Source organism: Salmonella sp. 741265055_HSA (assembly GCF_046569525.1).
In the GTDB taxonomy this organism is placed as follows: Bacteria; Pseudomonadota; Gammaproteobacteria; order Enterobacterales; family Enterobacteriaceae; genus Salmonella; species Salmonella enterica.
The window spans coordinates 114,631-140,678 of the sequence record NZ_JBKFSQ010000002.1 but is presented as its reverse complement, the minus strand read 5'-3'; the positions used below and the strand labels follow the sequence as shown (position 1 = coordinate 140,678).

The following is a 26,048-nucleotide window of genomic DNA, read 5'->3' as shown; positions in this document are numbered from 1 at the left end:
TGGCGCGACGCTTACTAAAGGAAGGATGATCGCATCGTCGCGCCAGTATCCTGTAAACGAAACGCATCAACAGCTTGCGTCAAGCGGGCGGCCTGTTCTTCAAGCGAAGCGGCCGCCGCGGACGCCTCTTCGACCAGCGACGCGTTTTGTTGCGTAACCCTGTCCATCTCAGAAATCGCCTGACTGACCTGAACAATACCGCGACTTTGCTCATCAGAGGCTGCCGCGATATCGAGCATAATATCGGTGACGCGTTTGACGGCATCCACTATCTCATTCATGGTGCTCCCCGCAGCGATAACCTCTTCGGAGCCTTGTTCAATCAGGCTGACCGATGCGCCGATCAAGCCTTCAATCTCTTTTGCCGCCTGCGCGCTGCGACTGGCGAGGGTACGAACCTCACTGGCGACCACCGCAAAACCGCGTCCTTGTTCCCCGGCGCGTGCCGCCTCGACCGCCGCGTTCAGCGCCAGGATGTTGGTCTGGAAAGCGATACTGTTAATGACGGCGGTAATTTCCGAGATTTTTTTCGAGCTGGTGGAAATATTCCCCATCGTTTGTACGACCCCGGAAACCATCTGGCCTCCGCGACTGGCTTTACCGGAAGCATCTTCCGCCAGTTTGCTGGCGTGATGCGCATTATCCGCATTCTGCTTAACGGTTGCCGTCAACTGTTCCATACTGGCCGCGGTCTGTTCAATGGCGGCAGCCTGCTGTTCAGTACGAGAAGATAAATCCGTATTACCAGCGGTAATTTCGCTGGTGCCTCGATAAATTTCCTCCGCCCCCTGACGCACCGTCCCTACCGTTTGTTGCAACGCATGCTGCATCTGCTGAAGATGATGACTCAGGCGACCAACTTCACTGCGTCCTGTGGGCTCGTCAGCCATGGTCAGATCGCCCGCCGCAATGCGTTCGATACGTGACGCCGCCTGCTGCAAGGGTCGTATCACCGTGCGACGCAGCACCATAAAGGTCATTAACGTCAATACCAGCGCCAACGTAAATGCGCCAATCATAAACATCATACCGAGCCGGGTACGTTGGTAAGCCTGCCCGCTAAGTAGTCTCGCCCGCTCGGTGCGCAGTTCAATCGCTTTCAACAGGACATGGTTATATGCGGCATCCAGTTGTTTTGCCTGCTCGTTTTCATGATTAATGATCGCTTCGAACATGCCATTTTTGGCAAATTTCAGCATCGGTTGCAGGCCGTTGATATAGGCGGTGTAGCGGGCGTTTAACTCGTTATCCAATGCTTCATCGGCGGGTGTTTTCACCGCTCTGGACATATAAGCGTTAAAGCCGTCCTGAGACTGCTTGATCCGCGTTTCCGCAGCGGCAATATTGGCTTTCATTTCATCCATTTCGGCAATCCGGCTCGCCGCGCCAGCGTGGATCATATTGATACGTGCGGTACGTAAGTGGTTAGCGCTGTTGGATAAGCCCATCCGTACCTGAATCTCGTCCGTGACATCACGCTGATCGCGATCGGCCTGTAACAGAAAATAGCCTGCCAGCCCGGAGCTCAAAGCAAAAAGAAGAAGGATGCCACCGAGAATGGAGGAAAACAGCGGAACCAGTCGAATATGATGCAGGAAGCCCAGTTTATGCGAGGCTTGCATCGAGAATGTGTTGCCCATGACCGTCGACTCTCTTGTAGGTTTTATGCGTAAAACACGCCCGTTAGATAGTCATCGGCACTTCGTGACGTTTGCTTACCGCGAAAAGCATCGCCTTCGTCACATTTTCACAACATTCATTCCAGAAAATTCAGAAAAGCGCCAGCGGAAAATCCGCTGGCGGATGAATCAGTTATCGCCAAAGTGAATAACAGTACGGATGGATTTACCCTGATGCATCAGTTCAAAGGCATCGTTAATCTGCTCCAGCGGCAGGCGGTGAGTAATAAAAGGATCTAAACGGATTTTACCAGTCATCGCATCTTCTACCATCCCTGGCAGCTGCGTGCGCCCTTTCACGCCGCCAAAGGCGGAGCCACGCCAGACGCGACCAGTCACTAACTGGAAGGGACGGGTTTTGATTTCCTGCCCTGCCCCCGCAACGCCAATAATAATGCTTTCGCCCCAGCCTTTATGACAACATTCCAGCGCTGCTCGCATCACGTTAACGTTGCCGATACATTCAAAACTGAAATCTACGCCGCCATCTGTAAGCTCAACAATAACGTCCTGGATCGGTTTGTCGTAATCATTCGGATTAATAAAGTCCGTCGCCCCCATTTCGCCCGCCAGCGTAAATTTTTCCGGATTCGTGTCGACAGCTAAAATACGCCCAGCTTTAGCCTGAACCGCGCCCTGAATAACCGCCAGCCCAATACCGCCTAAACCAAAAACGGCAACGGTGTCGCCCGCTTTCACTTTAGCGGTGTTATGGACGGCACCAATACCAGTCGTCACGCCGCAGCCCAACAGACACACTTTATCCAGCGGCGCCTGCGGGTTCACTTTCGCCAGAGAAATTTCCGCGCAAACGGTATATTCGCTGAATGTGCTGGTTCCCATATAGTGATAAACGGGTTCGCCGTTATAAGAAAAGCGGGTAGTGCCATCCGGCATCAGCCCTTTTCCCTGAGTGGCGCGTACGGCCTGACAAAGGTTAGTTTTACCTGACTTACAGAACTTACACTCGCCGCATTCCGCCGTATACAGTGGAATAACATGGTCGCCGGGTTTCAGGCTGGTGACCCCCTCGCCGACCTCGACCACCACGCCGCCGCCTTCGTGACCCAGGATTGCCGGGAATACGCCTTCCGGATCATCGCCGGAAAGGGTAAATGCATCGGTATGGCAAACGCCGGTATGGGTGATTTTGACCAGAACTTCGCCTTTTTTCGGCGGCGCAACGTCAATCTCGACAATTTTTAGCGGCTGACCGGGACCAAAAGCAACTGCTGCACGTGATTTCATATATCTCTTCCTGTTACGGTGAGGGAAATTGTTATTTTAGATAAGCGCGAAGAAGATGGCCGATTTCCGCCATCCGAACCGCGCGCTGATCTGGCGTAGTTTCCCCGCTGACCAGCTCATCTTTCAGATGGATTTCAACCATTTCACTCATCAGGCCATTAGACGCGCCGCGCACGGCGGCAATTTGTTGCAGAATCGCCAGACAAGGTTCGCCAGACTCAAGCGCCCGCTCCAGCGCTTCGACCTGCCCGCGTATGCGACGAACACGGGTAAGGATACGTTTTTTATCTTCAGGTGAATGCGGCATTCGACCTCCATATATTATAGGGGGGTATAGTATCAGGATTTTTACATAATTGTAAAATTAAGCTCATTATAAAAATCAATTGATTATAGCTTTCCGGCATAGATCATTAAGAATTAGCTCATATTCAGCTCATGGGGAACTTTTTCAGGCCACATACAATAAACGCCAAAGCTTCCTTTATATGCTGTAATGTTCTGCCCGGCTGGGGCACAGAGGTAATGCCGGGTGAATCCAGCCTCATTACCCAGAAGTAAATATTTACTCAATAGTTTTTATTTACTCACCAGGTGGTAATGAATAAAGGTTACGATATGCAGATGTCAGTCTTGTAAGAACATAACATCACAACTGCGATACACCGCCGACGGGTAGCGAAAATATCTCAACTCTTAGTCAATAGTGAACAAAAAATCAAATGAGCGTTATTTGAAAGATTTTTAATACCCGAAAGTGTCATCATTATTGTTAATTTGAAATCAATCTCAGGTAATAATCCATTCCTGTTTCGATTTGTAAACATGATGCTCCTTTTGTTGTTCAACATGAAAATCGGTACGGTTCCGGGGCAAGTCAGTCATCATCACTTTTCAAATCAATCCGCCATATTAGCAACTCTCACGAGATAATAAACTTTATAAGTTGCTATAGTGCAAATGGAAGCTGTTTTTCCAATGCACAGATGCCAGCCAATGCCTCAGGGAGCCCTGTTATAGGTTACTATGGGAAAATAAATAAGTTAACAGCTAATCTGGATAATAGCGGTCGTATATTTCGCCCACAGCATAAACTTGCGGCCAGGATTTGTTATCCAGGTAATCGGCTTCTGAGCGGTCCAATTCAACCTGGGTTTGGCCTGAAACATCTGCTAACCTGTCACTCAGATGGTAATGTCATGCCCTTCCTGGCATCGCTATTCCACAACCTACAGATATGGGCGCTCAGTTCTCTTTCCCCCATCTCTGCTATGGAAGCGCGGGAGTCAATTCACACCCTCGCCAACCCGTATTTGATTAAAGTCTGACTTTTACCAGAGTAATTTCATAAGAGTGTCCATCTTTTGGTCTAAAAATAATAAATCTGTTATTATTTTTAGTAAAGGATTTCGACAAAATAAAACTATCATGATACCTGGCCAGGACGTAGTACCAGCCTCCATCATACAATATCATTTCGTATTCTTTCTTTAATTGTGGTTTATAGATCCCAACAAAAAAAGAAAATATAAAAAAATATATAATAAAACCAAGCATAACTATAGTGAAACAATGTCTTCGCACCCAACTGAGTTGCGTAAAGCAAATCACTGGCATTAATTTACTATAAAAACGCATCCCCACCGATAAGCATAAAGCCACCAGTAAAATGATAAAAAAAAGCTCCCACAAAAACGATTCTGTTAAGAGAGAAAACTCGATAACAATTGGAATAAAGAACAAAACCGCTGCCAAAAAAAGACGTAAGAAGCTAAGATCGTGGATACGTGCTTTTTGCTTTACTAAAAAAAATAATAGAATACCCACTCCCCACGCTATTATGAATATAGCCATCAGGCTAATCGCATGGAATAGACTTCGGGCAATGTTGTCTGGGCCGACGCCTACATACCACCACGGGAAACCATAGTACGCGGAGACGCCCCAGCCATAAAAATAGGCGCTTCCCCATCCCAAACCACCTAAATAGGCCAAAAGCATTGAAGAGTTTTTAATAATTGAATCATCACTCATTATAGTTAACTCACTTAAAAAATATTTAATATGAAAATAGAAATCAAAAAGTTACATAAAACACTTGCACTTTAGCAATAATAGTCGGATGATAAGTTTATCTGCTTTTCCTGAGTATCAAGCCAGCTAATACTCACGCCAGCACACTAAAATCAGGAGTGACTGCTTTTTAAGATCTTTGCCTTAGCTAGGCCATACTCAATAATGATAGCAGTCAGATAATGTGTATCCGACATTAACTTCACGTTGTTGATGATATATTTACTTCCCTGAAAAATAATAAACACTGTATATATTTTATTGACGGCGACAAACTGTTAAAGAAACGCCATTCCATATACACTATTTACCTGATTACTTTTTCTTGCTAATATTTGCTAATTAATGCTTTGCTAAAGTGCGTTTAATATAGTAAGGAGAGCACTATGCCATTGAGTGTTGGACAGGGTTATTTCACATCATCTATCAGTTCTGAAAGATTTAATGTGATAAAAGAAAGCGCACGCCCTCCAGAATTAAGTTTATGGGAGAAAATCAAAGCATATTTTTTCACCACCCACCATGCAGAGGCGCTCGAATGTATCTTTAAACTTTATCACTATCAAGAACTGAATCTAACACTGGTACAGGTTCGTGGAGCCTACATCAAACTTCGAGCCTTAGCGTCTCAGGGATGTAAAGAACAGTTTATTATAGAATCACAGGAACACGCCGACAAGTTGATTATTAAAGGTGATAATGGTGAAGATATTTTATCTATTGAGGTTGAATGTCATCCGGAAGCTTTTGGCCTTGCCAAAGAAATCAATAAGTTACATCCCAAGCCAAAAAATATTTCTTTGGGTGATATTACCAGACTGGTATTTTTTGGCGACAGTTTATCTGACTCCATGGGGCGTATGTTTGAAAAAACACATCATATCTTACCCTCCTATGGTCAATACTTTGGCGGAAGGTTTACTAATGGATTTACCTGGACTGAGTTTTTATCGTCCCCACACTTCTTAGGTAAAGAGATGCTTAATTTTGCTGAAGGGGGAAGTACATCGGCAAGCTATTCCTGCTTTAATTGCCTCGGTGACTTTGTATCAAATACGGACAGACAAATCGCATCTTACACCCCTTCTCACCAGGACCTGGCGATATTTTTATTGGGGGCTAATGACTATATGACACTACACAAAGACAATGTAATGATGGTCGTTGAGCAACAAATTGATGATATTGAAAAAATAATTTTCGGTGGAGTTAATAATGTATTGGTCTTGGGAATTCCCAATTTGTCTTTAACACCCTATGGCAAACATTCTGATGAAAAAAGAAAACTTAAGGATGAAAGCATCGCTCACAATGCCCTGTTAAAAACTAATGTTGAAGAATTAAAAGAAAAATACCCCCAGCACAAAATATGCTATTACGAGACTGCCAATGCATTTAAGGTGATAATGGATGTGGCCAGTAATATTGGTTATGATACGGAAAACCCTTATACTCACCACGGCTATGTACATATTCCAGGGGCTAAAGACCCTCAGCTAGATATACGTCCACAATACGTCTTCAACGACCTTGTCCATCCAACCCAGGAAGTCCATCATTGTTTTGCCACAATGTTAGAAAGTTTTATAGCTAATCATTATTCCACTGAATAATGTTCCATCGGCTGCGGTACGCCGTGAGTAAAACATCGTTCAATATCATAGTGCCAGTGGCATGAAAATATGAGGCTGTCTTTGCTGCCGATTGGTCAATGAGTGATACATGCTCTATGTTCAGTAAGACAAAAATGGATAGAGTCGATAAATCGCCACCGTAGCTAAAATACTTACTATCACACTGACGATAAAGTATGTTTTGAATGGCTGCTTTTGCGTTTTATGACGGAAGAGTTGTTGACCAACAATCGCACCAGGCCACCCACCGACAACCCCAAACACCAATAAAGTGGATTCCGGCACTCTGCGCCAGGTCTTACGTGCCGCCGTTTTATCTACACCGTAGATCGCCAGCGTTAGCACATTGGCGAGCAGGAACCACATCGCGACGGGATGCGATGTAAAAATGCTTCCGACCGCAGCGGAGATCAGGAGCAAATAACAAAAGCGGTTAAGATACATATTATTATGTCATAGCAATGATTAGGGGCATCGAAGCCCATTATACGCGATACATGCGCCTATGTGATGTAGAATTTTCTTTTCACTCAGCCAACGAGTCATCAAGGATTCATTTTTAATTACCATGGTAATCATAAGGTAATTAACGTGTTGTGAACACGATTAAAATGGGTAAAGCCACCGAAAATGTTACCACCTTAACCGTTGCCAGGATAACTTAATGAAGAACCCTCTTTATTGCTGTTTGTTATCCGGTTGGCAGTCTCAGTTTTGGATTTATTTATCGTATTTATATTTATTACATAAAATGTACGATGTTAATTTGAGAATTTTATCTCGAAAACCGCATATATTCAGATATTTCTGAATTAAGATTATTATCGATTAAAACAAGTTAACGTTTTGATAAACATAACAACATCGTCAGAACTCCTGATTTGTTGTCGCTTGTTCATAAGACAAATAATTTATATGCTTGCAAATATAGATAGCACGCAAATCAACTTAGCTCAGAAAATGTATTTGACAAGCAAAGATAAGTCTTTATATTGGCCCTGGATAGAGTGGCAAGATGATACTTAGAGACATTAAAGGCACCGTCACTGAAGCATTTATCTGCTTATCATGTAAATATGTATGCGTAAATGGAGCATAAACTATGTCCAGTATACTAATGTCTATGGTATCTTTACATTTGCACCTTTCATGGAGTCTCTGTACTCATATCCAGTTGATATCTCATGGTATATTAAATCCATTCCCTTTGATGATTCCTGTCAAACCTCCTGATTAAATTAGTTAACAGCGATGGAATACATAACGTTAAGTACTTTACGCCTGCAAATGTCAGGTTCACGTCCTAATGCTTAATTTATATACCCAAAATAATTCGAGTTACTTAAAGGCGGCAAGGGAGTGAGTCCCCAGGAGCATAGATAACTATGTGACTGGGGTGAGTGACAAATCTGCCGGGAGCAGATTTGAACGTCGCGTGCGACGGCCCGTCAGGGCGAGGCCCATGGATGGGCCGAGTAATCCGTAGCCAACACATAAGCGACTTGAAGTATGAAGGGTATAATACGCATTACCTTACCACAGGAGATAGATAGCATGTTATGCAAAAAATTTGGCTTATCGATGATAGTGTTGGGAATAATGTCGTCTTCAGCTTTTGCTGATAGCATCGTTGAAGGGAAAACACTCAATGTCGCAGTATCACCGGCCTCTCCCCCTATGTTATTTAAAAGTGCTGATGGCAAATTGCAGGGGATAGATCTGGAGCTTTTTTCGTCTTACTGTCAGTCACGGCATTGTAAGCTAAACATCACCGAATATGCCTGGGATGGAATGCTTGGCGCAGTGGCGAGTGGTCAGGCAGATGTCGCATTTTCGGGAATTTCAATCACAGATAAACGTAAGAAAGTTATTGATTTTTCTGAACCTTATTACATCAACTCTTTTTATCTGGTCAGTATGGCCAATCATAAAATAACGCTCAATAACCTCAATGAATTAAATCAATATTCTATTGGATACCCTCGAGGAATGGCTTACTCCGACCTTATCAAAAACGATCTGGAGCCCAAAGGATACTACTCGTTAAGTAAAGTAAAATTGTATCCAACATATAATGAGACGATGGCTGATCTAAAAAATGGTAATCTTGATCTGGCTTTTATAGAAGAGCCGGTTTATTTTACCTTCAAAAATAAGAAAAAGATGCCGATAGAAAGTCGTTATGTTTTCAAGAATGTTGATCAACTTGGCATTGCCTTTAAGAAAGGCTCCCCCGTGCGCGATGATTTTAACTTATGGCTTAAAGAGCAAGGACCACAAAAAATATCTGGCATCGTCGATAGCTGGATGAAATAGTAAGCTATGTCATCAGGTAATATGCTGGCTATCTTTTATTTCCTATTGGAAGGGATTGGTAATACGCTGCTTGTAACCTTTACCTGTTTTCTCTCAGCGTTTTTTACCGGGCTTACAGTCGCCGTATTACGGCGACTATCCCCCCTTCCACTACAGAAGATGCTCGACGTACTGGTCTTTATTCTTCGGGGAATTCCAATACTTATTGCTGTTTTTCTTGTTTATTTTGGATTGCCATCGATTGGCATATATGTTTCACCACTGGTGGCCATGAACCTCAGCGTCGGCTTAATCAGCGGGAGTTATCTTGCCGAGGTGTTCAGAGGGGCGCTTAAATTAGTTGAGCCATTCGAAATTACGGTAGCGAAAGTAGCAGGAATGCGTCAATTACAGGTTATAATAAATATTGAACTGCCACAGATGTTGCGATTTTCTGTGCCCGGTATTATCAATGAGTTTTCTTCTGTATTAAAAGCGACGCCCTTTGCTTATACTGTAGGTATCGCTGAAATAGCGAAGCAGGCAATGTCACTGACAGCCATCACGCTAAACGGGTTACAGATCTATACGCTTGCCGGAGTATTATATTTCATTATTTATAAAGTTTTTACGCTTCTGGCCGGAGTGTTTGAGAAAAAATATCGCATCAGTTGAAGCATAAAAATAGAGGTGATACTCATGGCTTTACTGGAACTAAAAGAGATAAGTAAGGAATATTCAGGAAAAAAGGTTCTTGATACGGTTAGTCTGAAAATTCAATCGGGAGACATGAAAGTAGTCATGGGGCCATCGGGTTGTGGAAAAACGACGCTTTTACGCTGTCTGCTTCGATTAGAAGAGCCTGATTATGGCGATATTTATTTTCACGGGAAAAATATTTACGATAAAGAATTTACTACTCTTGAGTTCAGAAAAAAAGTCGGTTGTGTCTTCCAGAATTACGCTTTGTATCGCCATCTTAACGTCATGGATAACATTACCCTTGCCCTATGTAAAGTGTTTGGCATGCCGGGACAACTAGCTCGGGAGAAAGCCTTACATGAGCTACAAAAACTTGATATGGTCTCGCATAGCGCGAAGTACCCTTCGCAATTATCGGGCGGCCAGCAGCAGCGCGTCGCCCTGGCCCGAACAATGGTCACCGACCCAGAACTCATTATTTTTGATGAGCCGACGTCTGCGCTTGATCCGCTCATGACTCGCGAAGTCGGAATGTTGATCAAGCAACTTCACGACAATGGCGTCACTATATTATGCGTCACTCATGATATTCGCCTCGCCAGATTACTAAGCGATAACGTAACGTTTCTTAATCATGGCAAGATTCGTGCAGAAGGCGCTTTTACCGATCTTGCCTTACGAGAAACGGATCCAGATATCCACTGTTTTTTTAGCGAGGCACAACGATGATCGCTGGCTGGTCTCTTTTCTTTAATGACCTGGCTGAACAACTGCCACTTGTTGTGGATGGTATTAAAGAAACCTGTAAACTTGCGCTGATTGTTTCCATCACCGGTTTTTTGTGGGGAATTATTATTTTCTTTCTGAGCCTGAGCCATCGCCCCGAGGTAAAAGCCATAACTCGACTGTACATGGATTTCTTTATCGGTACGCCACTCATTCTTATTCTGTTTGTTATCTATTATGGTTTACCTCAATCTGGCATTCACCTTTCCTCTTTTACCGTGGCGGTTACAGGGTTTACCTTAAATGTCGGCGCATATAATGCCGCGTACATGACAACGGCCTATAACGCATTGAATAAATATGAAACTGAGGCAGCAGTCGTTCAGGGGTTGAACAAACGGCAGGTCTTTTTGTGGATTATACTGCCTCAGGTATTGCTGTCTTCCATTCCAGCCTTAACGAATCAGGTGATTAATAACCTTAAAGACAGTACCATCGTTTTTCTTATCCAATATACAGAGTTTTTCGCGCGAATTCAGGAGGTTGCGGCAACCAGCTTTAAATTCTTCCATGCTTACCTTTTTGCCGCCATAGTGTATCTTATTGGCGTTACCTTTATTGTCGGTTTGACCCGGTTTTTAGAGCATAGACTGCTTCGCCATTACGGTCAGGATTACTGAGTTGCACTGAACTATTCTGATTAATTCACCGCTGACATTATCAAAGTTATTTTTATTTAGTGTTGGTTAAGGTTTTAACCCTCATTATTGCGTTAGGTGTCCATTCTGGTCTAAATCTTACTCCATTGAGAATATTATGGCGCTACCACAACTATCAATATGGCAGCCCGGCGATGGGTTAAGAAAAATAAAGTATAAATATCATGTTTGTCTCATTGTCATGTTCTCCGCCCTTATACGGCTGCTATTTTTAACTGACCGCTACCTTTGGTGTGACGAAGCGTCCAGCGTGCTGATTAGTCGCCATAGCGTAGACAATCTGCTCTTCCATGCCGCTTTTGACGTGCATCCTCCGCTTTATTATCTGTTACTGCATGACTGGATGATATTATGGGGTGATAGCATTGCAGCGGTACGCTCTCTCAGTCTACTCTTTGGGATCCTGACAGTTGTGCTGGTTATCGCGCTTACGCGATGGCTGGCAAATGAGCGTACAGCCTTATTGGCGGGATGGTTCGCCGCCCTGATGCCGATGGCAGTCCTTTACAGTCAAGAAACGCGCATGTACGCGTTAATGGGAATGCTAACGCTCGCTGCTGCGTTAGCATTGATGATGTGGATAAAAACACCCACCCATAATCGCTATCTTATCGCGTATGCTTTACTTATGACGTTCAGCTTTTACACCCATTATTTCACCCTGTTTGCACTTATTGCCCACTGGATCGCAGTAACAATATTATCCTGCCAAAGCCATAAAACGGCCTGCTACCTTAAACTTCCTGGCTGGTGGTTTGCCAACCTGGCGATTGCTGTCGCTTATCTCCCCTGGTTGCCCGTATTGTTTAATTTACTGACTCATCTGGCGCAGTTGAGAGCCGGTAATGATATCGGTTGGATTCCCCCCGTAACATGGCGTGACCTGCCTGCGATGTACTGGCATTTTTTTACCGGAAACAACGGACAGGGTTTTCCGTCGATCATTCTGTGGCTGGCTGTAGGAAGTTTTATCGGTACTGTGGGGCGAATATCTTTATGCAACGGAGAATATGAAAGATACCAGCTGATATTATTTTGTAATCTGGTCATCCCTGTAATGCTGGTTTTCATCATTTCCTGGTGGATGCCGTTATTTATCGATCGTTATTTCTTCTTCTCATCTCTGAGCATTCCTCCCCTGCTCGCGGTATTACTTACCCGCGCAAAAAAAGCGGTTTGTGGCTTCTGGTTTATCTTATTCACCTTATTATTCGGCTATGGTTTATATCATAATAACCCTGAGCACAAAGACGAGTTTAAACCACTGGTAAACTATATTAATACCCGCCACCAGCCTAATGATGCCGTGGTAGTCAGTAAAATGTTCGATTATTTAAGTTATGTGTATTATAATAAGCGAGATTATCATACGTTTCTTTATACACCGCCTAACGCACACGGAACATCAGGCAGACCGAATGCCTATGGCTTTGGATCACTGTTTTATGCGCAAGCCGATCAGACATATATTGATACTCTGACAACGCTTTCAAAAAGTCACCATCGTGTCTGGTTGATAAGCGGCGGTAACTTTAGTCAGGATTACCCCTTGCCGTCAGAATGGCAAAATATCGCAAACTTCAGAAGTGGTAGATTTCAGGTACAATTATTTGTAATACCGACTCAACAGGCGCGTCAAATGCAATGATTACCGTTTTTTATCCAGTGCAGTGATAAACAGTACTGTTACTGCCAGACCGCCTAAAAGTAAGGTCCAGCCAAACGCTTCAAAAACCTCAATCATATCGCCTCCGGGTAGGTGATATTAAATCAAGATGGCTATCTCAGCGTAACATTTAAAATATCAACTAAAGTGCAATAATCGCTTTATGTGCATGAATAAATATTGTTCCTCCTACATTTAATTGCATTGCTATTATCATAGGGCTTAATATGGGTATATTAACGATTATTAATTATCAGTTTATAATAATATGACTGCCCAATTCATTTATCAGCTATTATTATCCTCTATCCTCTTTAAGATAGCCGCTTAATTCATAATGTCGCCTTTATTCGTCGCATTAAATTACTCACTCACCTGATTAATGCTTGCCTAACGATTGCTTCGTTGTTTTAATTCCAGCGCGAAATTATTTAGTGAGAGAACAATGAAGCATACACAACAATCAGGCGCAAAAGTCTATAACCCATTCACGCTTAGCTTATATGACTGGTGGGTACTCAATATCTCAAACAAATATGCCTGGAAGTGTCCTACTGATACGCGACTACTTCCTTTCTTCCTGCATCACATGGGCGAGACTCACCTGGATATTGGCGTAGGTACAGGTTATTACCTGAAACATGCACCTGCGACTCATGCCATTTCGCTGATGGATTTAAATCCGGATAGCCTGAAAATAGCCGCCAGCCGAGTGGGTAATACGAAAATCCGCGCCACACTACAACACGATGTTTTCGACACGTTCCCGGCGGACTGGCACGGGCGCTTCGATTCCGTTTCGATGTACTATCTTCTGCACTGCTTACCTGGTGAGATGACAACAAAAGCGAAGGCAATTAAAAATGCCGGTATGGCGCTTAAACCCGGCGGCACACTTTTTGGCGCCACGATTCTGGGCAGAGAGGTTCCTCACAATGCTTTTGGCAAGAAATTGATGGCTGTTTATAACAAGAAAGGAATATTCAGTAATACCAATGATTCAGCCGATACGTTACGCAGCGTGTTGGACGAACATTTCGCTAAGGTGACTTTGGAGCAACATGGCGCCGTTGCGCTATTTTCCGCCACTACGCCACGTTCATCGTAAGTGTAGGCACTCCCGACCGGTCGGACAGCGCGATCATGTGGGTTTAACCCGTTGATTAAACATTGAATTACGGGATAGCAATTGCTTATTTTATTTATCATACAAATAAGTATAATACCCGCTTCCGATGTAGACCCGTCCTCCTTCGCCTGCGTCACGGGTCCTGGTTAGACGCAGGCGTTTTCTGTATGGAATACGCCATCCCCTCTGATAGATGCCTTGCTTGCCTAAAGCGGTTAACCCCGCCTGCGATAAACGTCATGCAGGAAGATCAGTAACGCTTACGCGGCATCATCCGTAACAGCGTATTGTCTTTCCAGAAATAGTGATGCATCAAAGCAGCGATGGCATGAAGTCCAATAACAAAATAGCCCAGATTCGCCAGCGTGACGTGCCAGAATTTCAGCATATCTACGCGTTCAAAGTTAGCTTCAGCGGCATGGGGCATAGTAATGCCAAATGCGACCCAGGGATTGCCGCGGTTATACATCATGACCAGACCAATAACAGGCAGCACGATAAATAACAGGTAAATCACCAGATGTCCCAAATGTGCCATTCCGGTCATCATCGGTTTTGGGCGAGGAACAATGGGCGGCGTGGGATATTTCAGCCGAATAAACAAGCGCGCTACCATTAAAAGCAAAATAGTGATACCACATGAAACGTGCGTCATATTAAACCAGGGCCGATAACTACGCGGCGCAAAACCGCGTAGCTCCATCGCGGCGTAAGCCACAATAACCAGAAAAAAGACTAACCAGTGAATACCAATTTGCAGGCTGGAATACTTATTGCCCATAGCGCGTCCTGAATGAAAACCGTAAAGCGACAACATAACCAGCTTTTATAAATAATTCATCAAATTTATGAATTGGTGGTCGCACTTGCCCGTTCACCCTCGCAAACGGGCGATTTTTAGCGTAAAGCTCTCTGATCTAACGCACTGCGCAGCGTAGTATCTGCCTGCAATACCTGCCATGCGTTTTCAATATCACGTGGGATATCAACGTGAATGATAAAATCTTTACCACGCGGTCCATACCCTGTTTCATCGTCACGCAAACGTGGCAGCTCGCCGGCAATCAGAGACAGATAACGCTCCACCGTCCAGATGCCCTCTTCAACATTGGCAAAACGTGTACCGTCATTAAGGTGGCGCAGTACCGGAACAAAACCAGGAAAACTCAGCCAGCGCGGCGCATCGGTGTCGTCGTTTGTCACGCGCCGGAACGTCGCGATAGTGCGCCGCTGCATGGTGGGGTCTTGCACAACGATAGCCGTGTTAATGTTTTCTTTCGCCTGACGGATCAGTGCGCAGGAGAAACGGGCATTTTCGCCGCAATTAGTTGACCGATCTTCCAGCCAAATTTTCTCAGCCGGAATATGCCAGAACTGGTTCGCGATATCCGCGAGGATAGCGGCTTCAGCGCGTCCGGTTGTGCGAATAGTGTGGTAGCGCGGATGCCAGGCAATCACGGCGTACAAAAACGGCGTTGAATGACCTATACCGCCGCTAATCAGTAAAGGAACGCCTTGCGCTTTGGCGATGCGACAGGCCGCGTCGATAGTGGGGATCACCGCATTGCCCGCCAGGACGACGCAATCCGACGAATAAGGTTGTTCGCCGGAAAAATCATTTTGCGCCAGCCACTGCCCGACGGTATTCACCGCCAGCAATGTTTCCGCAGAGAGCGCCGGAAATGGCGTTGTATTCATAATTCCTCCTTTTTGTTCCGAACTTGTACCGGATCTCTTTGAAAGACGTCGTCGCCTGGCTTTTTAGGCCGTAATCTGATCCATGGCCTGTAAAATACGCTTATCGGAAATAGGATAAGGCGTACCGAGTTGTTGGGCGAAATAACTGACACGCAGTTCTTCAATCATCCAACGGATCTCTTTAACATCATCATCTTCGCGACGCGCTGGAGGCAGTTTATTTATCCATTGTTGCCACACCTGCTGGACGCTTTCGACTTTCAGCATTTGCGCCCGATCGCGGTGCGGATCGACAGCCAGTTTCTCCAGCCGCTTTTCAATTGCCTGCAGATAACGCAACGTATCGCCGAGACGTTTAAAGCCGTTGCCAGTCACAAAACCACGGTATACCAGACCGCTCATCTGCGCCTTGATATCGGAAAGCCCCAACGCCATGCTCATATCCACCCGCCCTTTCAGACGCTTATTGATATTGAATACGGTCGTCAGGATCCGCTCTACCTGCTTCGCGATATCCGCCACAGTATCATTCAGCTCGGCGCGTACCTTTTCGTGCAGCGCGGTGAAACCTGCTTCGCTCCACACCGGTCCGCCGTTGGCATCTATCAGCTTATCTACCCCGCAGGCGATACAGTCATCAATCAACTCCAGTACTTTGCCGTACGGGTTAAAGTACAGACCTAGCTTGGCTTTATTCGGCAATTTCTCATGCAGATACTTAATCGGTGAAGGAATATTGAGCAACAGCAGACGGCGTAAACCGCACCACATCGCCTGTTGTTGTTCCAGCGGATTATCAAACAATTTGATAGCGACGCTGTCACGCTCATCCACTAACGCTGGCCACGCCTTCACTTTATAATTACCGCGTTTCTGTTCGTAGCTTTCCGGCAGCGCGCCGAAACTCCAGATATGCAGCCCGCTCTGCTCGATGCCGTCATCCGCCACCGCCGATAGCGTCTCCTGCACTTTGCCTTTCAGCGCATTTTTAAGCCCGGCGAGCGAGCGCCCTTCCTGCAGTTTCTTGTTTTTGTCATTCACGACGCGAAACGTGATTTTCAGATGCTCGGGCACCTGATCCCAATGCCAGTCTTCCCGGTCGACCGTGACGCCGGTCATCCGGCGCAGTTCACGCTCCAGAGCGTCCAGCAGCGGCAGCTCCAGCGGCGTTACGCGACCTAAAAACGCTTCAGCATAGTTTGGCGCCGGAACAAAGTTGCGACGTACCGGTTTTGGCAACGATTTAATCAGCGCAATCACTAATTCACGGCGCAGCCCTGGGATCTGCCATTCAAAACCGCTCTCGTCAACCTGGTTAAGTAGCGGCAACGGAATATGGACGGTCACGCCGTCAGCATCCGCGCCCGGTTCAAACTGATAGCTCAAACGCAGCTTGAGATTGCCCTGGTGCCAGAAGTTCGGGTAATCCAGTTTGCTGATTTTTTCCGCGCCTTCTTTAATCAGCATACTTTTTTCAAAGTTGAGCAGATCCGGCGTCTCGCGGCTGATTTTTTTCCACCAACTATCAAAGTGGCGGGCGGAAATAACGTCATGGCTAATACGCTGGTCATAAAACTCAAACAGGGTATCGTCATCCACCAGGATATCGCGGCGGCGAGATTTGTGCTCAAGTTCCTCGACTTCCGCACGCAATTTTAGATTCTCACGGAAGAAGGCATGACGGGTTTGCCAGTCCCCCTCCACCAGCGCATGGCGGATAAACAACTCGCGACACAACGCCGGGTCAATCTGGCTGTAATTCACTTTGCGCGCGGCGACAATCGGCAGACCGTAGACAGTAACCTTTTCCGTCGCCATCACCACGCCTTGCGCCCGCTCCCAGTGCGGTTCGCTATATGAACGTTTAATCAGGTGCTGGGCTACCGGTTCCACCCATTCTGGCTCAATGCGGGCAGCGATGCGCCCCCACAAACGGCTGGTCTCCACCAGTTCTGCGACCATTGTCCATTTCGGCGGTTTTCTGAATAAACCGGAACCGGGGAAAATAGAGAATCGGGCGTTGCGCGCGCCGGTGTACTCTTGTTTATCGGCATCTTTCATCCCGATATGCGACAACAGCCCCGTTAACAACGCAACGTGAATTTCCCGGTACTCTGCGGGTTCGCTGTTTACCGGAATCCCCAGTTCTTTTACCACCTGACGCAGTTGGGTATAGATATCCTGCCACTCACGCACGCGTAAATAGTTCAGATAGTCGGTGCGACACAGCCGGCGGAATTGATTCGACGACAGAGCCTTTTGTTGCTCGCCGAGGTAATTCCACAGGTTAACAAACGCCAGAAAATCGGACTCCTTATCATGGAAGCGCCGGTGTTTCTCATCGGAAGCCTGCTGCTTATCCACTGGGCGCTCGCGCGGATCCTGAATAGAGAGTGCGGAAGTAATGATCATCGCTTCGCGCACACAGCCATGTTTTTGCGCTTCCAGAACCATACGCGCCAGGCGCGGGTCGACCGGCAGCTGAGATAATTGTCGGCCCAGCGGCGTCAGCTTATATGCCGTTTGCTGTTCGTCGGCGGTAATCGCCCCCAGCTCTTCCAACAAACGCACGCCATCCTGAATATTGCGCTTATCCGGCGCTTCGACAAACGGGAAGGCGGCGATGTCACCCAGCCCCAGGGCGGTCATCTGCAAAATAACCGACGCCAGGTTGGTACGTAGAATTTCCGGGTCGGTAAATTCCGGACGTGACAAAAAGTCATCTTCCGAATACAGACGAATGCAAATCCCTTCCGATACGCGCCCGCAACGCCCTTTACGCTGGTTGGCGGAAGCCTGCGAGATCGGTTCAATCGGCAAGCGCTGCACTTTAGTGCGGTAGCTGTAGCGGCTGATGCGCGCAGTGCCAGGATCGATCACATACTTGATACCTGGCACCGTTAGCGAGGTTTCCGCCACGTTAGTCGCCAGCACGATACGGCGTCCGCTGTGCGACTGGAAAACGCGGTTCTGTTCGCTGTTCGACAAGCGTGCATACAGCGGCAACACTTCGGTATGCCGTAAGTTCAGCTTGTTCAAGGCGTCGGCGGTATCGCGGATTTCCCGCTCTCCGCTCATAAAAATCAGGATATCGCCGGGACTTTCACGCCCCAGTTCATCAACAGCGTCGAAAATTGCCTGTAGCTGATCGCGTTCAGTGTCGTCAGCCTCTTCCACGATGGGGCGATAACGAACTTCTACGGGATACGTTCGGCCAGAGACTTCGATAATCGGCGCGTTATTAAAGTGGCGCGAGAAGCGTTCCGGGTCGATGGTCGCAGAGGTAATAATCACTTTCAGATCGGGGCGACGCGGCAGAAGCTCTTTCAGATAGCCGAGCAAGAAGTCAATATTCAGGCTGCGTTCATGCGCTTCATCAATAATGATGGTGTCATACTGCATCAATAGCCTGTCCTGCTGGATTTCCGCCAGCAGGATACCGTCCGTCATCAGTTTGACCATGGTGTTGCTACTGACATGATCGCTGAAACGAACTTTATAGCCGATGCAGCCGCCAGGCTCCGTTTGCAACTCTTCGGCAATGCGGTTAGCGACGGTGCGCGCCGCCAGGCGACGCGGCTGAGTATGTCCAATAAGTCCTTTAATTCCGCGTCCCAGTTCCATACAAATTTTCGGCAACTGGGTGGTTTTACCGGACCCGGTTTCCCCTGCCACGATCACCACCTGATGATCGCGGACCGCTTCCAGAATGTCCTGTTTCTTCTGGCTAACAGGCAAATTTTGCGGATAAGTGATTGAGGGGCGCGCCGCTTCGCGGAGAGCGACCTGCGCCGCAGCCTGTTCAATTTCTTTCGCCATCGTCTGGAAAATGGCCTGTTGCGCATCAGGGTTTTTTACTTTCTTTACGCCATGCAGGCGGCGCGCAAAGCGCTGTTTGTCGCGCAGCATCAGTGCATCCAGCCGCTGCTGTAACACCTGAAGCGTCAACGTAGATTGTTCAGTCATAAAGCTCTTGGGCAGCATTCTGCCTGTTTAAAATCGTTTTAAATGATAGGTATAGAGTACCACATTGGGGCTTTTTGTGCGTTGTTCAATAATTTCGAACAAAGGGTTCGATATATTGCGCTATCCCTGCGACATATTTGTGAATAAAGTGTCAACAAGCAACGGGGCACGCCCCTTCAAACACATAAAAGGAAACACCCATGAGCAAGGTATTAGTTCTTAAATCCAGTATTCTGGCAGGGTACTCTCAGTCTGGTCAGTTGACTGACTATTTTATTGAACAATGGCGCGAAAAACACGTCGCAGATGAAATTACTGTCCGCGATCTGGCGGCCAACCCTGTTCCGGTGCTGGATGGCGAGCTGGTGGGCGCGATGCGTCCGGGCGATGCGCCTTTAACGCCACGTCAACAGGACGCTCTGGCGCTGTCCGACGAACTCATTGCTGAACTGAAAGCCCACGACGTCATCGTTATTGCGGCACCGATGTACAATTTCAATATCCCGACGCAGCTGAAAAACTACTTTGATCTGATTGCCCGCGCCGGTGTCACTTTCCGCTATACCGAAAAAGGCCCGGAAGGTCTGGTAACCGGCAAACGCGCGGTGGTTCTCTCCAGTCGCGGCGGTATCCATAAAGACACCCCGACGGATTTGATTGCGCCTTACCTGAAAGTGTTCCTTGGTTTTATCGGTATCACCGACGTGAATTTTGTCTTTGCCGAAGGCATCGCCTACGGGCCGGAAGTGGCGGCTAAAGCTCAGGCCGATGCAAAAGCTGCGATTGACAGCGTAGTGGCCGCTTAATAGCTCAAACTGCCCCGAAAGTTGGCTCTCAGCGAGTAGGGGTCGTGTCTCGCGATAATCAAAGAGCAAGCGCGAATAGCCATATCCCCCACAGAGCGACTATCGTAACCAGCGTGCGGCGAAATTGTTTGAGCGCCCCCTGCTGACGTTCGCTTAGTGTTAGCGTTCGCACTCTTTCGCGCCGCCAGATAATAAAAAGCCCTTCCCCAGCTTGCTGGTTATTCTCCTGCGTAATCAGCACAAAATAGCGCTTATCTAACCAGATCCGCCAACAGCCGAAACAGGCCGTGCCGCACAACAATGCGATAACCACGCGCAGCGCCCCTGGCGGGGAGATAAATATCACCCATACACCAGGAAGGAGAGTAAAAAGTAGAAAAAATCGCCAACTCGCTAACGTCTGCGACAATAACTCGCGCTGAAGTATATCTCCATTTGTTACAGAGTCACTTTTTATTGCCATTGCCGCAGTTCGTCCAGATGTTCATCCGTTAGCACAATCTGTAACCGACACGCACGAATATATGCTACCGCCTGTTCTACCGTTGCGGCATGGCCATAGCATAATAGCCATGCCGCAACCACCATCGCGCTACGAGACAACCCCAGCGAGCAATGTACCAACACCGTTTCCTGTTCCTCACGCAGCGCCTCCAGCATAGCCACCGCCTGCCGTAACTGCGCATCGTCCGGCGTAACCAAATCCAACATCGGTACGCAATAATAGGTCTTCAACCTTGTTGCCAGGCCACGAGGAAACTCGCAGGTTACATCCAGCACCGCGTTTTGCATGGGGGTGTGGCGCGGATAACTACCAAGATAAACGCCTGCGGCGATGTGATTGACCGGGGGCAGACGATGCGTAAACCAACGCATCGATAGCCACATCACACAGCGCCACGGAAGCGTTAGCCAATAGACGGAAGGCGATAACCGCCCCTCTTTGTCTTTACACAACGCTGCAGCGCCGAATCCGCCATAGCCGCGTCCCACAATCAACAAGGATAATGCTGGCCAGCACAGACACACCGACGGCCAGAATGACCACGGCGCCAGCAATACCCCCACAATAATGCATAAGGACATCCCGAATACGTAACGCCGCACCAACCGGAACCGAACCGCATTGGGTGCCTGCCAGTGCCAACGACTCTGTGCCGGCACCATCCAGTCGATCAACATCCCCACCATCAGACCGGTAATAATATCAATAAAATGATGTTGCCAGGTTGTCAAAACCGAAATGGCAATCAGCAGGAACCAGCCATCGCACAGCCTGCGCCAACCACCGGAAAGATGGCGGCTGAAATGCCTCCACAGCAGCCAACAAAGAATAATATGTAGCGACGGCGACTGGTTATATGGCAAGTCGAACTGTTCAAGTTGCGTAAACAACCACCCCGCAACGCCGGAAACAGGCGGACGCGTAAAACTAAACTGTAAAGGGAAAAGTAGAAATCCAACGCAGGCTATAACTGACGCCAGTACCAGACGGCGCACCAGCCGACATTGTTCAAAGCTTGTCGCGCAGATAAATAGTGACAGCCCATAGAGCAAATCCAGACTCCAGTAAGGAACAATACTCCACGGAATAAAGGGAATGGCAGATTCCCAGCCAAGTACCACGCTCCCAATATCATGGAATTGGGTATCTCGCCAGGCGGTAAATTGATTTACTTTTGCGTAGGTGACAAAGAAAAACGGCGCCAGTAGCAGCAGCCAACCAGCACCCTGTATGAATACCTTGCGACGCTCAGTTTCCACGGCGCACCGCCATCGAAACGGTAAAAATCCCGAATTCATCAATTAGCTGCGCGCATTTATCAAATCCCGCCTCATGCACTAAAGCATCCATCTCACCCTGCGTGCGTATACGCATAACCCATGCTTTATTATCTTTGTGGCTCGTAAGCGACCAGGCGATAGTTTTCAACTGAGGATGCCAGGGTTGTCCGGTATATAACAACATGCCCCCAGGTTCGATAGCGGCAGCCAGCCCAGCAAGCGAACGTCGAACCAAAGCGTTATCCGGAAAAAGTTCATAAAGACCAGAGACAATACCTAATGTCGGACGTGGTTTCAGCGCCGCCAGTTCGTCATTATTGAAGGCGTCACCGCGTTCAAAACGCACTCTGCTGGACATTCCTCGGCTCGCAATCATCTCCTGCCCTCGTGCGACGTTTAATTCGCTGAAATCACGCAATAATATATCGCTAACCGCCGCCTCATCTTCCAGCGCATCAAGGATGTAACGCCCGTGTCCTGCGGCAATATCTACTACCCGGACCGGTTTTCCCTGCTCTGTCAGCTTTTGAACCGCCTGACGGATAAGGTTTTGCAAATGAATCTTACGCTGACGAATACCTTTCCAGCCGACACTATTAAGATAATTTTTATCGATTAAACGTCCCACTATATTGCCTCCCTGCGGCTGATTACGGTAGACATAATCCAGCGTACTACCGGAATCAAATCCCGTCTCAAACCCCAGGCGTATACCCGCCGATTGAGCGCCCCATCTTTTCATTACATAACGCAAACTACGATAAGCGATATCATCCCATGAACAGGGAGCAGCCCCTCCACTGAGTACACGCCAGGTATCCGCGCCCGGACTCCAGCGGTCTTCATGCTGGTAGTCAAAACGCTGCGGCGGCAAGTTATACAGCGTCTCAATAAAACAACGCATTTTCTCAAATGCCAGATGTCTGTTTTTTTCGCCAAGCGTATCGTGAAAAAAACCTGCAAAAACATGAAGCTCTTTCAGTCGACTACGTAGCCCCTGATAAAAATCCACCTGCGGCTGGCGGTGAACGACATAATCCTTACCGGATACCAGTAGCAGTGTGGGTAAAGTAATCGCACTGGCATCGGCGATAATACGTACCGATGTTTTATACAAATCAAGGAGGATATTCACCGCAATAGCGCGGGTAATCTGTGGATCATGATTAAAACTTGTCACGCGTTCAGGATCATGCGTCAGATATTTACCTTTTACATAGGAATTAACGTAGAACAGACCCCGCAAACGATGCCACAAGGCTAACCCTGCCCGTGCAAACGGTACATACAGTTTCACTTTAAATGCCGGAGAAGCCAGTATCAGACCACGAATGTTTGGCGCGTAATCATGCGCCCAGGTTGCCGCTAACACCGCGCCGACGCTCTGCGCCACTACAACGATATTTTCCAACGGAGTCTGGCTATCAGCGGCGACAAAACGAATAAACTCGTCCATATCTTGTACCGAGCGGGCGAGCGACGGGCTATAACCGCGTTGGCCAGGAGAATATCCATGTCCTCTGGCATCCCATGCGTAAAATATCATCTCTGGCATCGCCAGCTCATCGACAATATGTTGCAGGCGCCCCGAATGTTCATGGCCGCGATGAAATAAAACAATGACTTTCGGCGTTGTGCTTACCGACATTGCAGGCCAGTGACGATAGAAGAGTTCAGTGTTGTCACTCGTCAAAAAACACCGTTTATTCGGCGTGCGAAGGTGAGGCATGAGTAAGATTCCCTGACGTCTGTTGCTGAAGCTCAAGCAGTCTGTACCTGAGATCGTCCATAAATTGCTTTTTTTCGGGGTGTGAATGCAACGCATCGCCAATCGTGACATCAATAAAGAGCGGGAGCGGGATGCGGTTCCCCTTCGCCATGATTCGCTCTGTGCCGCATAGCCAGACGGGGACTACGCTCGCCTCCGGCACGCGCTGGCTCAAATGCCAGATTCCTGATTTCAGCGGCGATAATATTCCCGGTTCGCCGCGCGTTCCTTCGGGAAACAAAATCAGGATTTTATTATCACGCAACGCTTGCTCGCACCGCGCCAGCGGGTTTGCCTCTCCGCCTTTGCGGGTTACAGGAACAATATTAAGAATGTTAACCGCAAACCAGCCCATCCACTTGTTACGCAAAAAATAGTCAGCGGCAGCGACCGGATGAACATAACCCTGTTGACGTAGCGAAAACAGCGACAAAAGCGCAAACACATCCATGTGGCTATTATGATTGGCCACCACGATCAGCGGGCCGCAATGGGGAAGTCGCTCCCGGTGCTTCACCCGCAGCCCAAGCCACAACCGGATTACGGGCCAGACAAGACACAACGTAAATAAGGTGCGAAGAAATCGGTTCATAACGGTTCAGTAGCAAAAATAACGAATAAAATGAAAAAACACCGGCGCGGTAAAGATCAGGGAGTCCAGCCGATCAAGCAAGCCGCCGTGACCGGGTAACAACGTACCGCTGTCTTTTACGCCGGCATCACGTTTTACGGCGGACATCACCACATCGCCGCAAAACCCGGTGCCGCCAATCATTAACCCGGCCAGTATTGACATTGGCGCATTTAGTGGGGTGAGTAACGGTCCCAATGCCAGTCCCGCCAGCGCCGTTGTCATCACGCCCCCCGCCAACCCGGCCAGGGTTTTATTCGGGCTTACGGTCGGCGTCACTTTGATGTGCCCGAATGATTTACCCCATAAATACTGCGCAATGTCGTTAAACTCAGTCAGCCCGACCAGAAACAATACCAGTAGCGCGCCGGTTTGTTTGCCGTCCGCAGGCAGCACCAACAAAAAAGCGACATGGCTAAAGGCAAAAACCGTGGTCATCAGACTCCAGTGAAGCTGCGACGCGGTGCGTAAAAACCCCTGCGTATCACCCACGATCACCATACGCGCCGGTAAAAATAAGAAGACATAAACCGGAATAAACACCACGAACATGCCGTACCAGCCAATTCCAATCAGCCAATAATTGATGGGAATCGCGATAAACATCCACAACAGCGGCATTCGGTCAGAATGACGGGAGGGAACCAGCGTCAGGAATTCTTTTAGCGCCATAAAGCTGAGTAAGGCGAAAAAGGTCAATGCCAGCCAGGTCGGACACAATAGCGCCAGCGAAAACAGTATGATGATTAGCCACCAGGTCCGAATGCGTAGCGCCAATTCGCGCCAGTCCTTATCAGGACGACGCCACACCAGAATTCGATTTACCAGAGTGGCCACCAGCAAAAGAGCAAAAATGACGAGCAGGGATTTTTCGAGCAGCATCATTTGACATCCACCGCAATTAATGCGCTTCGACAACGGTTTACTGTCGTCCAAAGCAGCAATACGAGAGCAATGCTCCAGACTATATTGCTCCACTGCGCCACCTGAGGCCAAAAGGTCAGCGCCAGCCCCCCTGCGCCAAACACCAGCGCTCTGTCGCTTTTGCCAAACGGTCCGGCATAACTACGTACGCCGTTGATCGTTTGCGCTAATATGCCGCAAAACTCAGTCATCACCATCGCCAGGAGCATGGCGAGCACCAATGGCGCGCTGCTGTCGGCCAGAAAAAGAAACGGTAGGTAAAGCGCGATGTCTGAAATCACATCGCCCGTTTCATTCAGAATGGCGCCTAAACGAGATTGCTGGCGGCATTCGCGCGCTAACATACCATCCAGCGCGTTGAGCGCCATGCGCGCAAATAACACGATGGGCAACAGAAAATACAGGGGCACTACAATCAATATCAGGCCGGTCGCAATAGAGAGAGCCATAGCGGAAAGGGTGATCTGATTGGCTGTAATATGATGCCGATATAACCAGGCCATTACGGGGCGAAGCAGCGCCTGAAAAGCAGGTTTAATTTGATAAAGCGTCATCGGTATTCTCTGAAAAACGACTCAACGCGAGACACTCCATCAGAG

At 47.7% G+C, this 26,048-nt stretch carries 22 protein-coding genes and 1 pseudogene; 9 read left to right on the top strand and 14 right to left on the bottom strand.

The window, feature by feature from the left end:
* Positions 1 to 14: 14 nt before the first annotated feature.
* From ACLD4K_RS01960 to ACLD4K_RS01950, 3 genes are all read right to left on the bottom strand, one after another.
* On the bottom strand, positions 15 to 1,640 hold the full coding sequence (locus ACLD4K_RS01960; RefSeq protein WP_411011300.1) for a methyl-accepting chemotaxis protein: 1,626 nt from the start codon (positions 1,638 to 1,640) through the stop codon (positions 15 to 17).
* A 168-nt stretch (positions 1,641 to 1,808) separates the two neighbouring features.
* Positions 1,809 to 2,927 carry an S-(hydroxymethyl)glutathione dehydrogenase/class III alcohol dehydrogenase gene (locus ACLD4K_RS01955; RefSeq protein WP_183060437.1) on the bottom strand — a complete coding sequence of 373 codons (1,119 nt, stop codon included), beginning with the start codon at positions 2,925 to 2,927 and terminating at the stop codon, positions 1,809 to 1,811.
* Between the two features lie 31 nt (positions 2,928 to 2,958).
* On the bottom strand, positions 2,959 to 3,234 hold the full coding sequence (locus tag ACLD4K_RS01950; protein ID WP_001120770.1) for a metal/formaldehyde-sensitive transcriptional repressor: 276 nt from the start codon (positions 3,232 to 3,234) through the stop codon (positions 2,959 to 2,961).
* A gap of 496 nt (positions 3,235 to 3,730) precedes the next feature.
* Between ACLD4K_RS01950 and ACLD4K_RS01945 the strand changes: the two are divergent.
* A pseudogene (locus ACLD4K_RS01945) lies at positions 3,731 to 4,126 on the top strand (effector protein); the annotation flags it as partial.
* Between the two features lie 118 nt (positions 4,127 to 4,244).
* On the opposite strand, the gene ACLD4K_RS01940 reads toward ACLD4K_RS01945, so the two are convergent.
* Positions 4,245 to 4,961, bottom strand: a complete 717-nt coding sequence (locus ACLD4K_RS01940; protein WP_076726614.1) for a hypothetical protein — start codon at positions 4,959 to 4,961, stop codon at positions 4,245 to 4,247.
* A gap of 425 nt (positions 4,962 to 5,386) precedes the next feature.
* Between ACLD4K_RS01940 and sseJ the strand changes: the two genes are divergently transcribed.
* Positions 5,387 to 6,613 (top strand): SPI-2 type III secretion system effector SseJ, encoded by a 1,227-nt coding sequence (gene sseJ / locus ACLD4K_RS01935; protein WP_411011299.1) that lies wholly within the window; start codon positions 5,387 to 5,389, stop codon positions 6,611 to 6,613.
* Between the two features lie 120 nt (positions 6,614 to 6,733).
* Here sseJ and ACLD4K_RS01930 read toward each other — a convergent pair whose 3' ends face one another.
* Positions 6,734 to 7,078 carry a DUF1294 domain-containing protein gene (locus ACLD4K_RS01930; RefSeq protein WP_411011298.1) on the bottom strand — a complete coding sequence of 115 codons (345 nt, stop codon included), beginning with the start codon at positions 7,076 to 7,078 and terminating at the stop codon, positions 6,734 to 6,736.
* Positions 7,079 to 8,188: 1,110 nt separating this feature from the next.
* Here ACLD4K_RS01930 and ACLD4K_RS01925 point away from each other — a divergent pair.
* From ACLD4K_RS01925 to ACLD4K_RS01900, 6 genes are all read left to right on the top strand, one after another.
* Positions 8,189 to 8,950, top strand: coding sequence for a transporter substrate-binding domain-containing protein (locus ACLD4K_RS01925; RefSeq protein WP_183060443.1), 762 nt, complete (start codon positions 8,189 to 8,191; stop codon positions 8,948 to 8,950).
* Positions 8,951 to 8,956: 6 nt separating this feature from the next.
* On the top strand, positions 8,957 to 9,604 hold the full coding sequence (locus tag ACLD4K_RS01920; RefSeq protein ID WP_411011297.1) for an amino acid ABC transporter permease: 648 nt from the start codon (positions 8,957 to 8,959) through the stop codon (positions 9,602 to 9,604).
* 24 nt (positions 9,605 to 9,628) lie between these two features.
* Positions 9,629 to 10,360 (top strand): amino acid ABC transporter ATP-binding protein, encoded by a 732-nt coding sequence (locus tag ACLD4K_RS01915; protein WP_411011296.1) that lies wholly within the window; start codon positions 9,629 to 9,631, stop codon positions 10,358 to 10,360.
* Positions 10,357 to 11,037, top strand: a complete 681-nt coding sequence (locus ACLD4K_RS01910; protein ID WP_411011295.1) for an amino acid ABC transporter permease — start codon at positions 10,357 to 10,359, stop codon at positions 11,035 to 11,037. Before ACLD4K_RS01915 ends, ACLD4K_RS01910 begins: the two co-directional genes overlap by 4 nt.
* 136 nt (positions 11,038 to 11,173) lie before the next feature.
* Positions 11,174 to 12,724: a glycosyltransferase family 39 protein gene (locus tag ACLD4K_RS01905; RefSeq protein ID WP_411011294.1), complete on the top strand. Its 1,551-nt coding sequence runs from the start codon at positions 11,174 to 11,176 to the stop codon at positions 12,722 to 12,724.
* Positions 12,725 to 13,187: 463 nt separating this feature from the next.
* Entirely contained in the window at positions 13,188 to 13,850 is a 663-nt protein-coding gene (locus ACLD4K_RS01900; RefSeq protein WP_411011293.1) for a class I SAM-dependent methyltransferase, read from the top strand.
* A gap of 271 nt (positions 13,851 to 14,121) precedes the next feature.
* Here ACLD4K_RS01900 and cybB read toward each other — a convergent pair whose 3' ends face one another.
* The 3 genes from cybB to hrpA all read right to left on the bottom strand — a co-directional run bounded on the left by cybB (position 14,122) and on the right by hrpA (position 19,535).
* Entirely contained in the window at positions 14,122 to 14,652 is a 531-nt protein-coding gene (gene cybB, locus ACLD4K_RS01895; protein WP_183059612.1) for a cytochrome b561, read from the bottom strand.
* A gap of 116 nt (positions 14,653 to 14,768) precedes the next feature.
* Entirely contained in the window at positions 14,769 to 15,569 is an 801-nt protein-coding gene (locus ACLD4K_RS01890; protein WP_411011292.1) for a YdcF family protein, read from the bottom strand.
* Between the two features lie 63 nt (positions 15,570 to 15,632).
* A complete protein-coding gene (gene hrpA, locus ACLD4K_RS01885) occupies positions 15,633 to 19,535 on the bottom strand; it encodes an ATP-dependent RNA helicase HrpA (protein WP_411011291.1) in 3,903 nt (1,300 codons plus the stop codon).
* 200 nt (positions 19,536 to 19,735) lie between these two features.
* On the opposite strand from hrpA, the gene azoR reads away from it, so the two are divergent.
* A complete protein-coding gene (azoR, locus tag ACLD4K_RS01880) occupies positions 19,736 to 20,341 on the top strand; it encodes an FMN-dependent NADH-azoreductase (protein WP_057484300.1) in 606 nt (201 codons plus the stop codon).
* 58 nt (positions 20,342 to 20,399) lie between these two features.
* Here the strand turns inward: azoR and ACLD4K_RS01875 are convergent, their stop codons facing one another.
* The 6 genes from ACLD4K_RS01875 to ACLD4K_RS01850 all read right to left on the bottom strand — a co-directional run bounded on the left by ACLD4K_RS01875 (position 20,400) and on the right by ACLD4K_RS01850 (position 26,003).
* Positions 20,400 to 20,687, bottom strand: a complete 288-nt coding sequence (locus ACLD4K_RS01875) for a hypothetical protein (RefSeq protein ID WP_077916080.1) — start codon at positions 20,685 to 20,687, stop codon at positions 20,400 to 20,402.
* Between the two features lie 107 nt (positions 20,688 to 20,794).
* A complete protein-coding gene (locus ACLD4K_RS01870; protein WP_411011290.1) occupies positions 20,795 to 22,105 on the bottom strand; it encodes a phosphatase PAP2/dual specificity phosphatase family protein in 1,311 nt (436 codons plus the stop codon).
* Positions 22,095 to 23,855, bottom strand: coding sequence for a bifunctional alpha/beta hydrolase/class I SAM-dependent methyltransferase (locus tag ACLD4K_RS01865; protein WP_058107835.1), 1,761 nt, complete (start codon positions 23,853 to 23,855; stop codon positions 22,095 to 22,097). The genes ACLD4K_RS01870 and ACLD4K_RS01865 overlap by 11 nt, the downstream gene beginning before the upstream one ends.
* The gene (locus tag ACLD4K_RS01860) at positions 23,830 to 24,486 is read right to left on the bottom strand and encodes a lysophospholipid acyltransferase family protein (RefSeq protein ID WP_411011289.1); all 657 of its coding nucleotides are present in this window, start codon (positions 24,484 to 24,486) and stop codon (positions 23,830 to 23,832) included. Before ACLD4K_RS01860 ends, ACLD4K_RS01865 begins: the two co-directional genes overlap by 26 nt.
* 6 nt (positions 24,487 to 24,492) lie before the next feature.
* A complete protein-coding gene (locus ACLD4K_RS01855; protein ID WP_183059615.1) occupies positions 24,493 to 25,410 on the bottom strand; it encodes a phosphatidate cytidylyltransferase in 918 nt (305 codons plus the stop codon).
* On the bottom strand, positions 25,407 to 26,003 hold the full coding sequence (locus tag ACLD4K_RS01850) for a CDP-alcohol phosphatidyltransferase family protein (protein WP_010835226.1): 597 nt from the start codon (positions 26,001 to 26,003) through the stop codon (positions 25,407 to 25,409). Before ACLD4K_RS01850 ends, ACLD4K_RS01855 begins: the two co-directional genes overlap by 4 nt.
* Between the last annotated feature and the right edge of the window lie 45 nt (positions 26,004 to 26,048).